The 18500-nt window shown below is 59.9% G+C and carries 17 protein-coding genes; 11 read left to right on the forward strand and 6 right to left on the reverse strand.

Going from position 1 to position 18500, the window contains the following annotated elements:
- The first annotated feature begins 427 nt into the window (after positions 1-427).
- Complete coding sequence (gene hisF / locus CMG77_RS14860; protein ID WP_286806823.1) at positions 428-1198, forward strand: imidazole glycerol phosphate synthase subunit HisF; 771 nt, start codon at positions 428-430, stop codon at positions 1196-1198.
- Positions 1199-1245: 47 nt separating this feature from the next.
- Here hisF and CMG77_RS14865 read toward each other — a convergent pair whose 3' ends face one another.
- From CMG77_RS14865 to gpmI, 5 genes are all read right to left on the reverse strand, one after another.
- Complete coding sequence (locus CMG77_RS14865; protein ID WP_036161127.1) at positions 1246-1467, reverse strand: DUF6316 family protein; 222 nt, start codon at positions 1465-1467, stop codon at positions 1246-1248.
- Positions 1468-1588: 121 nt separating this feature from the next.
- Positions 1589-2491 carry a divergent polysaccharide deacetylase family protein gene (locus CMG77_RS14870; RefSeq protein WP_024461412.1) on the reverse strand — a complete coding sequence of 301 codons (903 nt, stop codon included), beginning with the start codon at positions 2489-2491 and terminating at the stop codon, positions 1589-1591.
- 6 nt (positions 2492-2497) lie between these two features.
- The gene (locus CMG77_RS14875; protein ID WP_286905020.1) at positions 2498-3883 is read right to left on the reverse strand and encodes a S41 family peptidase; all 1386 of its coding nucleotides are present in this window, start codon (positions 3881-3883) and stop codon (positions 2498-2500) included.
- 121 nt (positions 3884-4004) lie between these two features.
- Positions 4005-5165 (reverse strand): murein hydrolase activator EnvC family protein, encoded by a 1161-nt coding sequence (locus CMG77_RS14880; protein WP_286905021.1) that lies wholly within the window; start codon positions 5163-5165, stop codon positions 4005-4007.
- Positions 5166-5219: 54 nt separating this feature from the next.
- On the reverse strand, positions 5220-6782 hold the full coding sequence (gene gpmI / locus CMG77_RS14885; protein WP_286905022.1) for a 2,3-bisphosphoglycerate-independent phosphoglycerate mutase: 1563 nt from the start codon (positions 6780-6782) through the stop codon (positions 5220-5222).
- A 228-nt stretch (positions 6783-7010) separates the two neighbouring features.
- On the opposite strand from gpmI, the gene CMG77_RS14890 reads away from it, so the two are divergent.
- Genes CMG77_RS14890 through secB form a run of 3 tightly spaced genes read left to right on the forward strand, consistent with a single transcriptional unit; the run spans position 7011 to position 8254 of the window.
- Positions 7011-7424 carry a rhodanese-like domain-containing protein gene (locus tag CMG77_RS14890; RefSeq protein WP_024461408.1) on the forward strand — a complete coding sequence of 138 codons (414 nt, stop codon included), beginning with the start codon at positions 7011-7013 and terminating at the stop codon, positions 7422-7424.
- A gap of 16 nt (positions 7425-7440) precedes the next feature.
- Entirely contained in the window at positions 7441-7692 is a 252-nt protein-coding gene (gene grxC, locus CMG77_RS14895; RefSeq protein ID WP_024461407.1) for a glutaredoxin 3, read from the forward strand.
- A 58-nt stretch (positions 7693-7750) separates the two neighbouring features.
- Positions 7751-8254, forward strand: coding sequence for a protein-export chaperone SecB (gene secB, locus CMG77_RS14900; RefSeq protein WP_286905025.1), 504 nt, complete (start codon positions 7751-7753; stop codon positions 8252-8254).
- 19 nt (positions 8255-8273) lie between these two features.
- Here the strand turns inward: secB and CMG77_RS14905 are convergent, their stop codons facing one another.
- Positions 8274-9521, reverse strand: coding sequence for a flagella assembly protein FlgT middle domain-containing protein (locus CMG77_RS14905; protein WP_502691958.1), 1248 nt, complete (start codon positions 9519-9521; stop codon positions 8274-8276).
- A gap of 555 nt (positions 9522-10076) precedes the next feature.
- Between CMG77_RS14905 and CMG77_RS14910 the strand changes: the two genes are divergently transcribed.
- From CMG77_RS14910 to CMG77_RS14940, 7 genes are all read left to right on the forward strand, one after another.
- Complete coding sequence (locus tag CMG77_RS14910) at positions 10077-11270, forward strand: class I SAM-dependent rRNA methyltransferase (protein WP_286905027.1); 1194 nt, start codon at positions 10077-10079, stop codon at positions 11268-11270.
- Positions 11271-11421: 151 nt separating this feature from the next.
- A complete protein-coding gene (locus CMG77_RS14915; protein WP_502691959.1) occupies positions 11422-11742 on the forward strand; it encodes an HvfA family oxazolone/thioamide-modified RiPP metallophore in 321 nt (106 codons plus the stop codon).
- A gap of 69 nt (positions 11743-11811) precedes the next feature.
- Entirely contained in the window at positions 11812-12666 is an 855-nt protein-coding gene (locus tag CMG77_RS14920) for an HvfB family MNIO-type RiPP peptide maturase (protein WP_286905030.1), read from the forward strand.
- Entirely contained in the window at positions 12650-13426 is a 777-nt protein-coding gene (locus CMG77_RS14925) for an HvfC family RiPP maturation protein (RefSeq protein WP_286905032.1), read from the forward strand. Before CMG77_RS14920 ends, CMG77_RS14925 begins: the two co-directional genes overlap by 17 nt.
- Before the next feature lie 32 nt (positions 13427-13458).
- Entirely contained in the window at positions 13459-15159 is a 1701-nt protein-coding gene (locus CMG77_RS14930; RefSeq protein ID WP_286806809.1) for an acetolactate synthase large subunit, read from the forward strand.
- Between the two features lie 139 nt (positions 15160-15298).
- Complete coding sequence (locus tag CMG77_RS14935) at positions 15299-17458, forward strand: dihydrolipoyl dehydrogenase family protein (protein WP_286806808.1); 2160 nt, start codon at positions 15299-15301, stop codon at positions 17456-17458.
- A 281-nt stretch (positions 17459-17739) separates the two neighbouring features.
- A complete protein-coding gene (locus CMG77_RS14940; RefSeq protein ID WP_286806806.1) occupies positions 17740-18486 on the forward strand; it encodes a DUF547 domain-containing protein in 747 nt (248 codons plus the stop codon).
- Positions 18487-18500 lie beyond the last annotated feature (14 nt).

Consider the following 18500-nt stretch of genomic DNA (forward strand, 5'->3'; position numbering starts at 1 on the left):
GGAGACCCGCCGTGAACCCATCCATGGGGGCTTCTCGTCGACATCCATGTCTCCGAGAGTCTCCGAAGGGTTTACCCCGCCTCCGCCCTCAGTGCCAACCTGTGCGCTATTGCCACTTGGCATGCTCCCAAAAAGAATTGCTTTTAGAGGCTATACGAAGCTCGTAATTGCGTAGGGCGGATAAGCCAACGGCGCATCCGCCGCCAAGCCCAAAAAGACACTAAACCAACTGCAGGCCGAACTGCAGTTCCTACGACCGCACTGAGGGCCGATGTCAGGTAGCCCTTTCCAAGACCCTCAACCGAGGGACTCGCGTTGTGGAGCGTACAGGGATGTATTCACAGCGTGTCTTGGAAAGGGCTACCTGATAGCGGCCCGGACGTGATGCATTGATGTCAGTGCTACAAGGTTCATTTAAAGGTTCGATATGGCTCTAGCAAAACGCATCATCCCCTGTCTCGACGTCGATAATGGCCGTGTGGTCAAAGGCGTTCAGTTTGTTGATATCCGTGATGCCGGTGACCCGGTGGAAGTGGCCAAGCGCTACAACGAACAGGGCGCGGATGAGATTACCTTTCTGGATATTACCGCCAGCCACGAAGGGCGGGATACCACCGTGCACACCGTCGAGCGCATGGCCGCCGAGGTGTTCATCCCGCTGACCGTGGGTGGGGGTATTCGCAAGATTGAAGACATCCGGCGCATGCTCAATGCCGGGGCCGACAAGGTGGGCATCAACTCCGCGGCCGTGTCCGATCCGGAGTTTGTCAAAGCGGCGGCGGAGCGCTTTGGGTCGCAGTGTATTGTGGTCGCCATCGACGCCAAGCAGGTCAGCGGTGAGGGCGAGGCGCCCCGGTGGGAGATTTTTACCCACGGCGGTCGCAAGCCTACCGGGATTGATGCGGTTCAGTGGGCGCGCAAGATGGCCGATTACGGTGCGGGAGAAATACTGCTCACCAGTATGGATCGCGACGGTACCAAGAATGGCTTTGATCTGAAACTGACCCGGGCCATCAGCGACGCGGTGTCGATACCGGTCATCGCCTCCGGTGGAGTGGGGAATCTTCAGCACCTGGCGGATGGGGTTCTGGAAGGGGGGGGCGATGCGGTATTGGCGGCCAGTATCTTCCACTTTGGGGAGTACAGCATCCCCGAAGCCAAGGCCTATATGCGCGAACGCGGCATTGAGATGCGCTAGCTCTCAATGCCGCGTTCGCGGTTTGATATCCGTAGGGTGAACGCTGGTCAGGCGGCCCGGTAACTCTCTAAGGCTTCTTTCACCTTGGGCTCGGCGGCGCAGATGAAGTCGATGAATTCGCCGACTCCGATTTCCGCATCCTCCCGGCTGTCGAAAGGGCCTATGTCCACGCCCTCCCGGGTGGTGTAATACCAGTAGCCGTCTTTTTCCAGAAAACGTCCGCTCCGCTTGGGGACGCTGCCGTGTTCTCCTGCTCTGTTCTCGCTCATAATCTTAACCTGCTTGGTTGATCGCTTTTCCCCGGGATCGGGGTGAATTCCCTGATCGAAGTGCGGTGTCTGCGCCGGTAACACCCGCTACGCAACCGCTTCCTGTCTTTATAGAGCAATATTAATTTAATAGCAAATGTTGACTCAGGCGATACGGGCGCCGTTCGGTGACCAGTGGGCTGAGTTTTTCTGTGGCCGCGTCGGGTCCGCCTGCCATCGATTGCGAGCCCACTGGGGGGCGCCAAAGGCTGAGAGGGGGGGCCAGGCAACTGCGTCCGACAATCGACAGGGGGGCCTCGGGCCGCTCCAGAAGCACCGATATGGGTACCAGGTTGACGCCAGCGTCGGCCAACAGGGGAGTGATTTGCTCCAGTACCATCAACGTCTCGGGGTAGGGGTGACCGATGGCAAGGGCGTAGCCACGGGTACGGGCCAGCTCGATGGCCTGTTTGAGCTGGCGCATTACGCTTTCTACCGAACGTTCATGGTCGAGGAAAACATCCCGCTTGAGGGTGGGAATCCGGTAGCGTCGGGCGGTTTCCCAGGCCTGGCTGTCCGCCGTGGTGCGGCTGTCGATAAAGTAATAGCCATGTTCGCCCAAGTACTGCATCAGCCAGCCCATCGGCTCGCTTTCCTGGGTCAGTTGGCTGCCCATGTGGTTGTTGAGGCCGCGGGCTTCAGGGATGCTCCTCAGGTTGTCCTCGAGGGTGCGGATGAAGTCCCTGTGGCTCATGCCTGAGGCCAGCGCTCCGGCATCCAGTGGCAGGTTGCGAATGTTGCTCATGGGGTTGTGCAGCATGATTTCCTTCCCCATTGCCGCCCCCTCGCGGGCCAGTCTTGAGCCGTGGGGTGCGTGCGGCAATACGGCAAAGGTGAAATTGCCGGGCAGGTTCAGGCTGCGCTTTCCCAGAGCGGCGCTGTAGCCGATATCATCAATGATGATCGCCAGTTGCCCGGCCTGACTCAGGGACGCTCCCAGCAGCAGAACGGCGACCAGGGTAAGGCGCAGCAACGGCAGGAGCATCCGGGTTTACTCCGCTCCCGACTCGTGCTCGGGCGCATTGTCGCTGTCGGACAGCGGGGGCAGGCGCTGGGCTAGATTGGCCTTCTGACGCTGCTGAAAAATATGCAGCCCCTTGAGCATATTGATGGCTTCGTGGAGTTGGTTGTCGCCGATATCATCATCGCGGGCCTCTCGCTCGGATTTCCGGGTGCGGGTATTGCTCTCTTCCCCGCCGTTGGCATTGCCCAGGTGGCCGGCGAGATCTGCCTCGGTGGAGCGGACACCGGTGCGCAGGGCGGTGACCCGGGCGCGCTCGACCGTGACGTCGGGCACGATGCCCTGAGCCTGGATGGAGCGACCGTTCGGAGTGTAGTAGAGCGCCGTGGTGAGCTTGACCGCCCGGGTTTCAGAGATGGGAACCACCGTCTGTACCGAGCCTTTGCCGAAGCTGCGGGTCCCCAGGACCACGGCGCGACCGTGATCTTGCAGGGCACCAGCCACAATTTCAGACGCCGAGGCGGAGCCGTCGTTGATCAGTACCACAATAGGCAGGTCTTCGGCCACTTCGCCCTCATTCGCGTAGTAGCGCATATCGCTGTTCTCGGTACGCCCCTCGGTGTAAACCACCAGCCCTTCATTCAGAAAGGCATCGGCGACCTCCACCGACGTCTGCAGCACGCCCCCGGGGTTGTTGCGCAGNTCGAGCACAATGCCGCGNATATCGTCGTGCTCCGCGCGCAGGTCTTCCAGCGCGTCAATCATGTCCTGGCCNGTACTGACCTGGAACTGGGCGATTCGAATGTACGCGTAGTGGTCATCTTCAACCCGNACGCGCACACTCCTGACCTTGATGATGTCCCGGGTCAGGGTGACCTCAAAAGGCTGGTCGATGCCCTCCCGCACCACGGTCAACGTCAGGTCGCTGCCTTTGGGGCCGCGCATTTTCTCCACGGCTTCGTTNAGACTCAGGCCTTTGACCGGTTGGTCATCCAGGCGAATGATCAGATCGCCCGGCTCGATGCCGGCCTTCTGGGCGGGGGTNTCATCAATCGGTGCGATCACCTTGACGAAGCCATCTTCCATCCCGACTTCGATCCCGATGCCACCAAACTCACCNGAGGTGTTTTCCTGTAGATCTTCGAAGGACTTTTCATCCAGATAGGCCGAGTGTGGGTCCAGCTCGGCNATCATNCCCTTGATCGCGTACTCCANCAGCTCGGCGTCCGACAGCTCCTCCACATAACCATTGCGAATATGGTCGTANACCCGGGTGAAGGTGCGNAGCTCCTCGAGCGGCAGCAGGCCCTGCTCTTCGGGCGTGGCGGTGTCTGTCACGGACTGGGNCAGCGCCAGCGGTGATAGGGTGGCGAACAGTACCGCCAGGGCAGCCTGTTTGAAATTAGCGTACAGCATCCGGTTCTCCTGACTTGAGGGTCCGGTGTGGATCGGTTCCCGCGAGCGTGGCCGTGGGGATGACAATATGACAATCAGTATGGCGCATAATTCACTATAGCCGGTATCCCGGATGAGGCGATCAAGCCTGCGCCAGCCAGGGCATGGGGTTGGTGGGTTTGCCCCGGTGTCGAATCTCGAAATACAGGCCGGCCTGAATCTGGCCGCCCGTGTTGCCAACGCTGGCAATGGTCTCCCCCGCGCTGACCCACTCGCCGGTCTCTTTGTACAGGCTTTGATTGTGGGCGTACAGGCTCATATAGCCCTCGCCATGGTCCACAATCAACAGGAGTCCGTGGCCCCGGAAGTAATCGGAAAATACCACGCGGCCATGGTGCACGGCCAGTACCGGCTCTCCCTCGCTGGCACCAATGACAATGCCGTTGCGGGTGATCTGACCGTCCAGCTGAGCGCTGCCAAAACGGTGTCGCAGNGACCCCTGGGCCGGCCAGGGGAGGCGACCTTTGCGCTGGCTGAACGGGGTATCGCCACCGGGCANTTCCAGGTCGGCGACGGCGGCGACCATTTCGTCCAGCAGCGACTGGAGCCGCTCCCGGTCCTTCTGCAGGTCCGCCAGCTCCTGATCGGTGGAGCGGATGCGCTGATTCAGGGCNGCCAGGGTCTGGCGGCGGCTTTCCTGGCGCTCGGCCAGNCGTTCGTGTTGTGCTTTCAGTTGGTCCCGGTTGCGGGCCAGCTCAGCCGTTTTCTGGACAATGCGGGGCTCGATGCGATCCAGCTCGGCNAGCGTCTCCAGGTAGCGCTCGATTTTATCGGTGCGNGCTTCCAGCCAGTAATCGTAATANCGCAACAGGCGCGATACGCGCTGGGGNCTNTCCTGGTTGAGCAGCAACTTGATCTGGCTCTGTCGGCCCAGGGCGTAGGCGGCCTGGACCTGTTCGGCAACGGCCTGCTGCTGAGCCTGTCGGGACTGATCCAGCTCGTTGCGCTCCTGCTTCAGGCTCTGCAGGTCGCTGTTCTGTTGCTCAAGGTCGGACTCGATGCGCTCAATTTTTTTGAGCAGCTCGCCAATATCGGATTCCGAGGATTCGAGCTGTTCCTTGAGNTCATCCCGGGAGCCCTGGGTTTTCTTCAGNTCCTGTTGCAACTGCTCAATGGTCTTNTGAAGCTCCTGCATTCGCGCTTCATAGTCNGCCTGGTCATTGGCCTGAGCAGCGCCGCTCAGGATCAGGCACAGGCAGAGCAGGTACTTTCCGAGGCCTTGGACACGCGCAGCGATCATCATGGGGGGGGAACCTTGCCGTCGATGGGGCGACCGGGAGGTCGCCCCATCTGTGGATTACTCGCTCAGGGTGACCAGGTTGCGACCGGTCATTTCCTTGGGTTGGGGTAGGCCCATCAGGTGCAGCATGGTGGGTGCCAGGTCGGCCAGGGAGCCGCCTTCGGCGATGCTGCCTTNGCGCGAGCTGACGTAGATCAGAGGCACCGGCAGGGTGGAGTGCTGGGTGCTGACCTGGCCGGACTCGGGGTCGTACATTTCCTCGACGTTGCCGTGGTCAGCGGTCACCAGCGCTTCGCCTCCCGCTTTCAGAGTGGCGTCGAGCACCCGTCCCAGGCACTCATCCACGGCTTCAACGGATTTGACCGCCGCTTCGAAGATGCCCGAGTGGCCCACCATGTCGCCGTTGGCGTAGTTGCAGATGATGGCGTCGTACTTCCCGGACTCGATGGCTTCGACCAGTTTGTCGGTCACNTCCGGAGCNCTCATTTCNGGCTGCAGGTCGTAGGTGGCCACTTTCGGCGAGGGCACCAGAATGCGATCCTCGCCTTCAAACTCGGACTCGGTGCCGCCGTTGAAGAAGAAGGTCACGTGGGCGTACTTCTCGGTCTCGGCAATGCGCAGCTGGGTTTTGCCCTGCTTGGCCAGGTAGTCGCCAAAGGAGTTCACCAGCTCCTGAGGCGGGAAGGCGCAGTTGGCCTTGATGTCCGAGGCGTACTCGGTGGTCATCACGAAGTCGGCCAGCTTGGGCTCGCACTGACGCTTGAAGCCGTCGAAATCGCTCTCGATCAGGGCGCGGGTGATCTGGCGGGCCCGGTCGGGGCGGAAGTTCATGAAGATGGCAACATCGCCGTCCTGCATCGTGACCGGCTCCTGGCCGTCACCGGCAATCACGGTCGCTTTGACGAATTCGTCGTTTTCATCGCGCTCATAAGCGGCGGCCAGGCCTTCAACGGCGGTCTTGGCGGTAAATTCGCCGGTGCCGCAGGCCATGGCGTTGTAGGCTTTCTCTACTCGATCCCAGTTGTTGTCCCGGTCCATGGCGAAGTAGCGCCCGACAATGCTGGCCACCCGACCAACGCCCAGCTCGGCGAACTGCTTTTCGGCTTTCTCGAGAGAGGCCTTGGCGCTGCGCGGGGCGGTGTCGCGGCCGTCCAGGAAGGCGTGCAGGTACACTTCCTTGGCGCCGCGTTTGGCGGCAGCGTCCACCATGGCAAAAATGTGGTCTTCGTGACTGTGAACGCCCCCTTCGGACAGCAGGCCGAACACGTGCACGGCCTTGCCGGCGTCTTTGGCTGTGTCGATGGCCGCGGCGTAGGCCGGGTTCTCGGCGAACTCGCCATCTTCGATGGCTTTATTGATACGGGTGAAATTCTGGTAGACCACTCGGCCGGCACCAATGGTGGTGTGGCCCACTTCACTGTTGCCCATCTGGCCTTCCGGCAGGCCCACCGCCATCCCGGAGGTGGCGATCAGGCTGTGCGGAGCCTCTTTCCAGAGGCGGTCCAGAACCGGGGTGTTGGCACTGTACACAGCGTTGTGCTCGGTCTTTTCCGAGTAGCCAACGCCATCCAGAACGATCAATACGGTGGGCTTTTTGGCAGCAGTCTGGTTAGCGGTCATAGTTACGGTCACTTCTCTGAGTCGCTGAATGAAGGTCGAATGGAATGGCCATTGCCAGTACCCGGCGGGTCGCAACCGGGTACAAAAGGTCCATTCTAACGCGTTACCCGTGGTAACTCTACGTCAGCCGCTGAGAAAAGGACGTCTGATAGTGTATACTGCGGCGCGCTCCGCCTCGGGTAAGCCGTGCGCGGATTCTCCCCGATTCGAGTTGAGGAAGGCGAAGACGTGGAATTTTTTGTATTTGTCAGTCAAGAATGGCTTCTGATCACCACGCTGGCGGTGTTGATGCTGGTGTACGCCATGCGCGAGCGCATCAAGAATGGCAAGCCCATTCCCGCGTTTGAGGTGACCCGCCTGCTCAACAACGAGGAGGCGGTGCTGCTGGATGTGCGCGAGGCGTCGGAGTTCAAAGCCGGCCATATTTCCGGCGCGCTGAACCTGCCCTACAAAAAAGTGACGGCAGAGGCAGAGCAGCTACTGGCGCCGCACCGGGACAAGATCATCGTGGTGGCGGACAAGCTCGGTCAGCACGCGGGGGCGGCCGGCCGTACCCTGGGGCAGAAAGGCTTTGATGTGCGCCGTCTGGCCGGCGGTATTACCGAGTGGCAGAACCAGGGTATGCCCTTGGTGAAAGGCTGATCCGCAGGAGGTTAGAATGGCGAAAGTAGTGATGTACACCACGGCGGTATGCCCGTTCTGCGTCAATGCCAAGCATTTGCTGGAAGGTAAAGGGGTGGCATTTGAAGAGATTCGGGTGGATCGGGACCCCTCCCTGCGTAAAAAGATGATGGCTGACAGTGGTCAGCGCACGGTGCCTCAGATCTGGATTGGAGACGCCCATGTGGGTGGCTTCACGGACCTGTGGGCACTGGACAAGAGCGGCAAGCTGGATGACATGCTGGGCTGAGCGCTCACCGACAGCGGCCGATTCAGGGCTAATTGATTGAACCAACGGAAACCTAATTATGGCAGATGAAAACACCACTCAGGAAAACGGCGCTGGCGCCACTCAGGAAGCGCCGCGCGGTCTTCAGATCAAGCGGATCTACCTGAAGGATTTGTCCTTTGAAACGCCTATGGGCGTTGAATCCTTCAACCGTGCCTGGAAACCGAAAATTGATCAGGAGCTGAATGTTCAGGTCAACAACCTGGATGAAAACCACTACGAAGTGGTGCTGNTGATGACCATCACCGCCACGATGGATGACAAGGTGGTGTTTCTGGTGGAAGTGAAGCAGGCTGGCCTGTTCGCGATTCAGGGGCTGGAGAAAGCCCAGTTGAGCCAGGTGATCAACACCACCTGCCCCCAGATCCTGTTCCCCTACACGCGCGAAGTGATTGANTCCACGCTGTCCCGCGGCGGTTTCCCGCCCCTGATGCTGCCTCCGATCAACTTCGATGCGGTATTCGCCCAGGCGGTACAGCAGGTTCGCAAGCAGGGCGAGTCCTCGCAGCCGGCTGACGCCTGAGTCAGCCCCTGAGACAGAGTCAGTCCTGAAGCCAGGTGTACACCTCGTTTTCTGAGGGTGCCTGGCCCGGTGTCACCGCATAGTGTTCACCGTGCAGTGAGGTGGCGCCCTCCAGGCGCACCTCGCTGGTTTGAGGGTGAACCTTNTCCACCCTCAGATGAACGCCGCTCTCCAGGCGGTGCGCGCTGTACTGCCGATACTCCCCCGGAATGGGCCGCAGGCTGATCCGGTGCAGAGGCAGTCGGTCCCCCACTTGTAACCCCTGGACGTGTCCGGCATGTAGCAGTGTGGTTGCGCCCGAACGGGGTGGGTCCAGGCGCGCCACCAGAGGCTGGCAGCGAATCACTTCGTTCAGCGCCCGGCCCGCCTCGGCCAACACCGCTTCAATCTTCTGGCCGTAGTCGGTCTCCCAGAACGCCGGGGTCCCGAATCGGGCGCGCTCCGGGCGTCTGGGGTTCCATATTCCCGCCAAACGGTAGCTCCGCGTGTGTAATCGCTGTCCCGTATGGCCATCGTGTAAATTCAGCTGTAGAACAAAATCCCGTTGCCGGGTGTCCCATTCTGGCTTCAGGCGCAGGGTGCTGACGGCGGCGTTGCGGGCGCGGGTCACCANGCCGGGGTTGAGCGCATCCCCGGGGCGGGCCATGCCCAGGTCATGGAGTGTGCCGCTGAGCACCAGTTGCGTGCCATGCTCCCGGGCCAACTGGCGAATGGGCTGGCCCGAATTGGCGGACGGTTCCGGCAGGCTCTGCCCGATCAGTTGGTACTGAAACAGCTGGTTGCCCCGGGCCAGGTGTTCTCCCAGGCGCTCAGCCAGAGCCTGCTCGGCGCCCGAGAGGCCGCCTGCGTTAGCTTCGGCCCGCTCCCGGCGGGGGAAGGCGGTGATCAGCAATGACTTACGGTACTCCCTTGCTCCGTGGGGGCAGGCCAAGGCGGCGGCCGAGGTTTCCGCCCGGGGGGCGCCGGTGCTCGCTGAAGCCGTGGCCGCCGGGTGCGGGGCGCCTGGGTCCGATCCCGAGACCGGTTCGTACTGTGCGGTATGCTGGCCGTGGGTGCCCTGAGGGTGGCTGCCAAAATGTGGTTGGCTGGGGCCGGCGGTGGCGTCACCCATGAGGGCGGCGGCCATCAGTAGCAGCAGGGCGTTGCGCGCAGGGGCCAGTGGCAATGGTAGTCGGCTGTACTTGGTCACCGGGTCGCTCCGCTGGTGGTCAATACCGGGGAAATGTTTTAGGGTTTCGTATTGGGTTGTCGGCCTGAACAGCAACATCTTGAGGAGTGGGGAACGGAATATGGGCAATGGCAGAGGCCGGTGGTGGTTGGGCGTGACCGGAGTGTTGATCGGTACCCTGCTGATCGGGTGCAGTAGCGGTGGGCGCCATTACGGGGGCCTGAAAGAGACGCTGTCGATTGATCTGCGGCCCAACAACAGCAAACTGTTTGTGTATCAACTNGATGTGCCGGATGCCCGTCAGCGGCCACTGGTGCAGGTGTACCGGTCCCCCAAGGATGTGACCGAGCATCGTCGTCGGGAGCCTTTGGGCAGCCGCGAGTACCGGCAGTTGCGCAGCGACGCCGAGCGGGCCGTGACGCTCACCGGGTACTGCCGGGAGGGCTTTCTGGAGTTGGACTATCGTCTGTCCCGGGCCGAGATGTGGCTGCGGGGAGAGTGTCGTGAGGGCGCTACCGAACAAGACCGGAGCCGCTTTGCCGAAAGATCCCAACTGCCTATTCCACAGCCGGAGTGATCGTGTCCGGTCGTGGTCTCGCGTAGAATGGCGAGCGCCGCCACTTCCGGCGGTCGATCGTCATTGGAGAACGACCCGTGTCATTGCCCCCCTTGCAGCTCAAGAAAAATACCGACCGTCGCCTCAAACGCGGCCACCTGTGGATCTACAGTAACGAAGTAGACGTGGCCAAAACGCCGCTCAAGGCGTTTCAACCCGGGGATCAGGCGCTGGTCCTGGCCAGCACCGGCAAGGCGCTCGGGGTGGCGGTGGTCAATCCGGCCGGCCTGATCTGCGCGCGGCTGGTCAATCGCGATCCGGAGCAGCCCCTGAGTAAATCCCTGCTCGTGCACCGTATCAATCAGGCTCTGGCCTTGCGCGATGCCTTCTTTCCCGGCCCCTATTACCGACTCATCTACGGCGATTCCGATCTGCTNCCCGGNCTGGTGGTGGACCGNTTTGGTGANTANCTGGTGGTTCAGATTGCCAGTGCCGGNATGGAGCGNCACAAGGCCGATATNATCGAGGCNCTGGTNCAGTGNCTGNAGCCCGCGGGCATTCTGCTGGACAACGATCACGGCGCCCGCGAGCTNGAAGGGTTGGCGCGCTANCAGGAAGTCGCCCACGGCACCATGCCGGACANCCTGGAGCTGTTGGAGAATGGGACCCGCTTCCGGATTCCGGTAGGACAGGGTCAGAAAACCGGTTGGTTCTACGATCACCGCGACAATCGCGCTCGCCTTCAGGGCTGGTGTCGGGATCGCCGGGTGCTGGATGTCTTTTCCTATATGGGCGGTTGGGGTGTGGCGGCTGCCAACGCCGGCGCCCGGGAAGTGGTCTGTGTGGATGCCTCGGCCACGGCGCTGGACGGAGTGGCCACCAATGCCGAGCTGAACGGCGTGGCGGACCGGGTCAGCGCGCTTCAGGGCAAGGCCATTGACGTGCTCAAGGCACTGATNGCCGANGGTGAAACNTTCGATGTGGTGGTGCTGGACCCGCCCGCGTTTATCAAACGGCGCAAGGACCAGAAGGCCGGAGAGGCGGCGTATCGCCACATCAATGAGCTGGCCATTCGACTGCTGGGCCGCGACGGCCTGCTGGTGTCGGCTTCCTGCTCCATGCACCTGGCCCGGGAATCGCTGACCGATATCGTGCGCGGTGCCGGCCGGCANCTGGANCGTCACGTACAGATNATCGCNCAGGGCGGGCAGGGCGCCGATCATCCNGTGCANCCGGCCATCCCCGAGACCGATTATCTGAAAGCGGTGTTTGCCCGGGTGTACCTGCCCTGAGGCGAAGACGTCGTTGTACTGAGTACTGAACCCTCTTGCGAAAGCGGCGGTCCGAGACATGCGCTATGATCTATAGCGCGTTTATGACGGTATGTAATCTGAACGTTCAGATGATTCCAATAACTTTCGTAGGAGAACAACGATGAAATCCATGAAAAATCCCCTGATCGCCTCTGCCAGTGCCGCCCTGTTGTTGGGCCTGGGTAGCCAGGCCGCTGTCGCCGAAAANCCCTTTTCGGCCGAAACACTCTCCAGCGGTTACAGTCAATTGGCTCACAACCACGGTGGCGAGAAGAAAGACGGTGAAGCCAAATGTGGTGAAGCCAAATGTGGTGAAGCCAAGTGCGGCGAAGAGAAAAAAGGTGGCGAGGCCAAATGCGGCGAAGCCAAGTGTGGTGAGGACAAGAAAGACAAGGATGCCGAAGGTAAGTGCGGCGAAGGTAAGTGCGGCGAAGGTAAGTGCGGCGCTTGATGTAATAGCCAGGCGGGGCTTCACGCCCCGCCTGGCTGATGAATGTAGAGAGCGAGTGAGTGTCTGAGTATGCCTCTGTCCAAAGTCCAAGGTGTCGGGTTGGGTCTGCGGCGCGAGTTGCTGGATCAGTTGCCGCCGTCCCCCGACGGTCGTATCGACTTTCTCGAAGTTGCTCCAGAGAACTGGATGGCGATGGGGGGNCGNCTTGGCGCNAAATTCCGCGCATTGACCGAACGCTACCCGTTCAGNACCCACGGTTTATCCNTGTCCATCGGNAGTCCGGCNCCGCTGGATGTCGANTTTGTGACCCGNATCANNCAGTTTCTCGATGANCACCGGATCGAGCTTTACTCAGAACATCTGAGCGCCTGCAGCGACGACGGTCATCTCTATGACCTGATGCCGGTNCCCTTNACNGAAAGTGGNGTNCGCTGGATCGCCGAGCGCGTACGCCAGGTTCAGGATATTCTCGAGCGGCGCATCGCTCTGGAGAATGTCTCTTACTATGCGCCTGTCACCACGCCGCAGATGCCGGTGCCGGAGCTGGACGAGGCCACCTTCATTCGGGCGGTGCTTGAAGAGGCGGATTGCAACCTGTTACTGGACGTCAACAACGCCTACGTCAACAGCGTCAATCATCGCTATGATGCCGAGGCATTTATCCGCGCCATGCCGGCCGAGCGCATTCAATACATGCACATTGCCGGTCACTACCGGGAGGCGGAAGACCTNCTGGTGGANACNCACGGAGCGGATGTCATCGATCCGGTCTGGCAGCTGCTGGATGTGGCCTATGACCATGCGGGTATCTGTCCCACACTGCTTGAGCGGGACTTCAATCTGCCACCGCTGCCAGAGCTGCTGACCGAAGTGGATACGGTTCGTGCGCACCAGAACGAGGTGGCCCATGTCGGTGCCCGATGATTACCGGGAGGCGCTGAAGCGTTTCGCCGGNGCCATCCGTGANCCGGAGGGNCAGCCGNATACGGAAGTGGAAGCGCGCCGNATGAAAATCTATCAGGATCTGTTTTTCAACAACCTGAATACTTTCTTGAGCAACAATTTTCCGGTGTTCAAATCCCTGATGCCTGAAGACTGGTGGCTGAAAGAGGTGCGCGGTTTCATGCAGCACCATCGTTGTNAGAGCCCCCTGTTCTCCGATATCGGGCGTGAATACATTGATTACGTCAATTCCGACGCTCGGCCGATCACCCCGGAAGATCCCCCCTTTATGGCGGAACTGCTGCACTACGAGTGGGTGGAGTTGGCGTTGCAGATTGCGACCAATCCCGAACCTGAACCGGGGTTGCACAAGGATGTTATGGCCGGCCACCCGGTGCTGTCACCCCTGGCCTGGCCGCTGGAGTACCGTTTCCCGGTGCATCAGATCGGCCCCGGGTTTCAGCCTCAGGAACCCCCAGAGCTTCCTACCTGGGTATTGGTGTATCGCACTCGGGATCGTCGGGTATCGTTCATGGCTTTGAATGCCTTTACCGCACGCCTGTTGGCGCTGCTGGATGCGAAGCCTGAGCTGAGCGGTCGACAAATTCTTGAGTGTTTACAACGAGAGTCCCCACAGGTTGATCCCGATGCGTTACTGTCCGGCGGTGAACTTATCCTGCAGGAATTTTATGATCTGGGGGTACTGTGTGGCGCTCGTCCACTCCACTCGCCGGATGCCTAGTCCGACATTCATCGACAAGAGCGTCTCTCACTATGAAAGCTTCTGACTTACTGGTCAAAGCGCTGGAATCCGAAGGGGTTGAGCGAGTCTTTGGTGTGCCAGGTGAAGAAAATCTGGATTTGCTGGACTCGCTCTCGCGTTCTTCCATTGAACTGGTGTTGACCCGGCACGAACAGGCGGCGGGCTTCATGGCCGCTACCCAGGGGCGGCTCACCGGCCGGGCCGGCGTGTGCCTGGCCACGCTCGGGCCGGGGGCAACCAACTTGGTGACCGCCGCGGCCTATGCCCAGCTTGGTGCCATGCCACTACTCATGATTACCGGTCAAAAACCGATTAAGAGCAGCAAGCAGGGTGAGTTTCAGATCATTGACGTTGTGGACATGATGACGCCTTTGACCAAGTACACCCGTCAGCTGGTGAGTGGTCAGGCGATTCCGGCGAGGGTTCGCGAAGCCTTTCGCCGTGCCGAACTGGAACGGCCCGGCGCCGTGCACCTGGAACTGCCGGAGGATGTCGCACAGGAGTCTACCGAGGCGCCGATCATCGCACCGAGTCGAGCCGAAATGCCCCAGGCGTCCGATGAATGCCTGGCACTGGCCGCACAAGCAATTCGCAGTGCGCGGCGTCCCCTGTTGCTTATCGGCGCCAGCGCGAGCCGTTACGACATCCATGCTAGCCTGAAAGCCCTGGTTGATCGTACGGGAATTCCATGGGTTGCCACCCAGATGGGTAAAGGGGTGCTGGATGAACGGCATCCCGGGTATCTCGGCACAGCGGCGCTTTCGAGTGATGACTTTGTCCACCGGGCATTTGAGGCGGCGGACCTGATTATCAACATCGGGCACGACGTGATCGAAAAGCCGCCCTTTGTAATGGGCGCCGATACCGATGCCGCGAACTGCAGACTGGGTGCCGGGGAGTTTCTGGCGCCTTGTGGCGATGCACAGGTCATTCACCTGAACTACGTGCCGGCGTCGGTCGACAGCGTCTATTACCCTCAGCAGGAAGTGATCGGTGATATGGCGGACAGTATCAGTCGGTTGGCTGACCGGTTGAGCGTCGAGCCGCATTGGGATTTCGCGGTGTATCAGAGGGTGCGTCAAGGGTTCACTGAGCAACTCACAGCGCACGCACAGGATGCGCGAATACCCATGGATCCGCAGCGGCTGGTGGCCGAGGTAAGGGCGCTGATGCCCGATGATGGCATCCTCGCACTCGACAACGGCATTTACAAACTCTGGTTCGCTCGTAACTACCCCGCCTATCAATCCAACACCTTGCTGCTGGACAATGCGCTGGCGAGCATGGGGGCCGGGCTGCCTTCGGCCATGGCCACCAAGTTGGTGCACCCCGAACGACGGGTTGTGGCTGTGTGCGGCGATGGTGGCTTTATGATGAACTCTCAGGAGATGGAGACGGCCGTTCGATTGAAACTCGATTTGGTGGTTCTGGTGTTACGTGATGATGCGTACGGCATGATTCGTTGGAAGCAACGACATATGGGTTTTTCGGACTACGGATTGAATTACGGCAATCCGGACTTCATTCGTTACGCCCAAAGCTACGGGGCAACGGGCGTGGAAGTGACATCCATCCCGCACCTGGTGGACAGCGTTCAGAGCGCCTGGCATCAAGGCGGAGTGCACTTGATTGTGGTGCCGGTAAACTATGAAGAGAACGAGCCGCTACTGAACCACCAAATTCCCGCAATGAGTCGAGCGCTGGCGCTCTGAGCACCAGCGCCCGGCGTAATTCGTCCGGGAAGATGGCATCGTCGTTTCCGGAACAGACGTATAGACAGCGACGACGTGTTGGAGTGAGCCGTTTTATCGATCCGCGCTCGCCATACTTTTTCACATCAAAGGATGCAGAATGCAACGCTTGTTGATTATTGCCCTGGTCGCCGCTCTGGTTGCCGTTTTCTTTGGGTTCGGTCTCGACGACTACTTTACACTGACACAGCTTAAAAGCAGCCAGGAGACCTTCGGGCAATGGTTGCATGACTTCCCTGTGCTGGTGCCCACGGTCTATTTTGCGGTTTATGTGCTTGTTACCGCCTTGTCGTTGCCCGGCGCGGCGATTATGACCCTGGCCGGCGGCGCGCTATTCGGGTTGTGGCAGGGGCTGTTGCTGGTCTCTTTCGCGTCCAGCATCGGGGCAACACTGGCGTTTCTGGTGGCCCGGTTTGTGCTGCGTGAATCGGTGCAGAACCGCTTCGGCGAGCGCTTGAAGGCCATTAATCGCGGTATTGCAAGGGACGGTGCTTTCTACCTATTTACGCTGCGTCTGGTCCCGCTGTTTCCCTTTTTCGTCATCAACCTGGTGATGGGGGTGACGCGTCTGAAAACCTGGACCTTTTATTGGGTCAGTCAGTTGGGCATGCTTGGCGGTACCGCCGTCTATGTCAATGCCGGCACCCAGTTGGCGGAGATCGACAGTGTGGGCGGTATTTTCTCGCCGGAACTCATTCTGTCGTTTGCGCTGCTCGGGGTGTTCCCCTGGATCGCAAAGGCGATTGTGCGCCTGGTTCAGCGGCGCCGGGCCTACAAAGGTTGGACCAAACCGAAGCGGTTTGACCGCAATCTCGTGGTGATTGGCGGTGGTGCGGGCGGCCTGGTGTCTGCCTACATCGGGGCGACGGTCAAAGCCAAAGTCACGTTGGTGGAGGCCCATAAAATGGGGGGTGACTGCCTGAACTATGGCTGTGTGCCCAGCAAAGCGCTGATCAAAAGTGCCAAGGTCGCCCACCAGATGCGACATGCGGACCATTATGGTCTGAACGCTCAACAGCCGACCTTCAGCTTTCGCGCCGTGATGGAGCGAATTCACAAGGTGATCAAGGAAGTCGAGCCCCATGATAGTGTCGAACGCTACACCGGTCTGGGGGTTGATGTGGTGCAGGGCTACGCCACGATTGTGGACCCCTGGACCGTCGATATCGCCCTGAATGATGGTGGTACCCAGCGCCTGACCACCCGCAGCATTGTCATTGCGGCCGGTGCCGAACCTCTGGTGCCGGATCTGCCCGGACTGAACGATGTTGGCTATGTCACCAGCGATACGCTGTGGGATACCTTTGCGAAACTGGACGAACCGCCCAAGCGCCTGATCGTGCTCGGTGGTGGTCCCATTGGTTCAGAGCTGTCTCATGCCTTCGCTCGTCTTGGGTCCAAAGTGAGTCAGGTCGAACGAGGTGAGCGCATTCTCGCCAAAGAAGACAGTGAGGTGTCGGAGATCGCCCGTGAGGCAATGATGGCCGGTGGGGTTGAAGTGCTGACCCGACACGAGGCCTTGCGTTGCGAGCGCGACGGTGATGAAAAAGTGCTGGTGGTCAAACACGAAGGCGAAGAAAAACGGATCCCCTTTGACCAACTGCTGGTCGCGGTGGGCCGCAAGGCCCGATTGACCGGTTACGGACTGGAAGATCTGGGTATCCGCACTGAACGGACGGTCCTGACCAACGAATACCTGGAAACTCTGTACCCGAACATCTACGCCGCCGGCGATGTGGCGGGGCCCTATCAGTTTACCCACACCGCCGCGCACATGGCCTGGTACGCCGCGGTGAATGCGCTGTTCGGGCAGTTCAAACGCTTCAAGGTTGACTATTCCGTCATCCCCTGGACCACCTTCCTGGATCCGGAGATTGCCCGCGTGGGCATCAGCGAGCGTGAGGCGAAGGCGCAGGGTATAGATTATGAAGTTACCCGCTTTGAGTTGGCCGAGTTAGATCGCGCCATTGCCGACAGCACCACCACTGGCTTCATCAAAGTCATCACCCCGAAAGGCAAGGATAAAATCCTGGGCGTAGTCATCGTCGGTACCGAAGCGAGCAACCTGATGGCCGAATTTATTCTTGCCATGCGTCACGGTCTGGGCCTGAACAAAATTCTCGGCACCATCCATGTCTATCCGACGCTGGCCGAGGCCAACAAGTACGCCGCCGGCGAGTGGAAAAAAGCCCACAAGCCGGAAGCGGTACTTCGGTGGTTGGAGAAATACCATACCTGGAGACGGGGAGGGGACAGATGATAGCGTCACGTGTATTTACGGCAGGTGCGCCTTCGGCTTACCAGCCCTACGCACAACTGTTTAAGCATTCTTCCCGCAACGAGGAAAATCGGAGTGCAGAGGTGCGTCGGTCCGAACACCGTTTCAAGACCGTGAGCCGTGGGACTAGCGCTCTCGAGCTTACAGGGATGTATTTACAGCGTGTCTTGAAACGGTGTTCGGACCGACGTACCGGACGTGGTGAATCGATCAAGTTTTCTATGCACGGAATCGTGTTCGTTGCCTTATCCATGCTAAGTGGTTTGGCTATTTCGAGCGACTTCGACCACCAGCACAAAACCTACGCTCAGGTACTCGAAAACCACGTCCAATGGAATGAAGAAGGCACCGCTTCCACCGTGGACTACGAAACGCTCAAAGCCGCTCCGGACACCCTCAATCAATACCTGGGGCAACTCTCCGGCGTCGAAAAGTCCCAGTTCAAAACGTGGAGCCGCGACCAGCAACTCGCCTTCCTGATCAATGCCTACAACGCCTTTACCCTGAAACTCATTGTTGACCATTACCCGGTCGACTCCATTCGGGATATTGGCACGTTCTGGCAGAATCCCTGGAAGATGCGCTTTTTCACCCTGTTGGGAGAAGAGATGCATCTCGATCAGGTAGAGCATGAGATCATCCGGGAGCCCGGTGTCTACAACGAGCCGCGTATCCACTTCGCCGTCAATTGCGCCTCCGTTGGCTGCCCGGCGCTGCGTACAGAGCCGTTTACCGCCAAGCAGATCGAGCAACAACTGGAAGACAGTACCGAGCGTTTTCTGCAAGACGAGACCCGCAATCGCTATCGGGATGGCCGGTTGGAGGTGTCCTCCATTTTTAAATGGTACCGGGAAGATTTTGAGCGCGGTTGGCAGGGTATCGACAGCCTGAATGCGTTTTTTTTGCGTTATGCCGATAGCCTCGGGTTGAGTGAAGCCGAAAGAGAGCAGCTCCGCGAAGGGGCGGTGGTGTATCGCTTTCTCGATTATGATTGGACGCTGAATGAGTGAGCGTTTTCGGGCAT

Source organism: Marinimicrobium sp. (genome assembly GCF_002695945.1).
Lineage (GTDB): Bacteria > Pseudomonadota > Gammaproteobacteria > Pseudomonadales > Cellvibrionaceae > Marinimicrobium > Marinimicrobium koreense.

Coding starts and splice junctions, on each gene's coding strand:
- hisF (WP_286806823.1), top strand. CDS start 428: ATGGCTCTAGCAAAACGCATCATCCCCTGTCTCGACGTCGATAATGGC.
- CMG77_RS14865 (WP_036161127.1), bottom strand. CDS start 1,467: ATGAGCGAGAACAGAGCAGGAGAACACGGCAGCGTCCCCAAGCGGAGC.
- CMG77_RS14870 (WP_024461412.1), bottom strand. CDS start 2,491: ATGCTCCTGCCGTTGCTGCGCCTTACCCTGGTCGCCGTTCTGCTGCTG.
- grxC (WP_024461407.1), top strand. CDS start 7,441: ATGGCGAAAGTAGTGATGTACACCACGGCGGTATGCCCGTTCTGCGTC.
- CMG77_RS14930 (WP_286806809.1), top strand. CDS start 13,459: ATGAAAGCTTCTGACTTACTGGTCAAAGCGCTGGAATCCGAAGGGGTT.
- CMG77_RS14935 (WP_286806808.1), top strand. CDS start 15,299: ATGCAACGCTTGTTGATTATTGCCCTGGTCGCCGCTCTGGTTGCCGTT.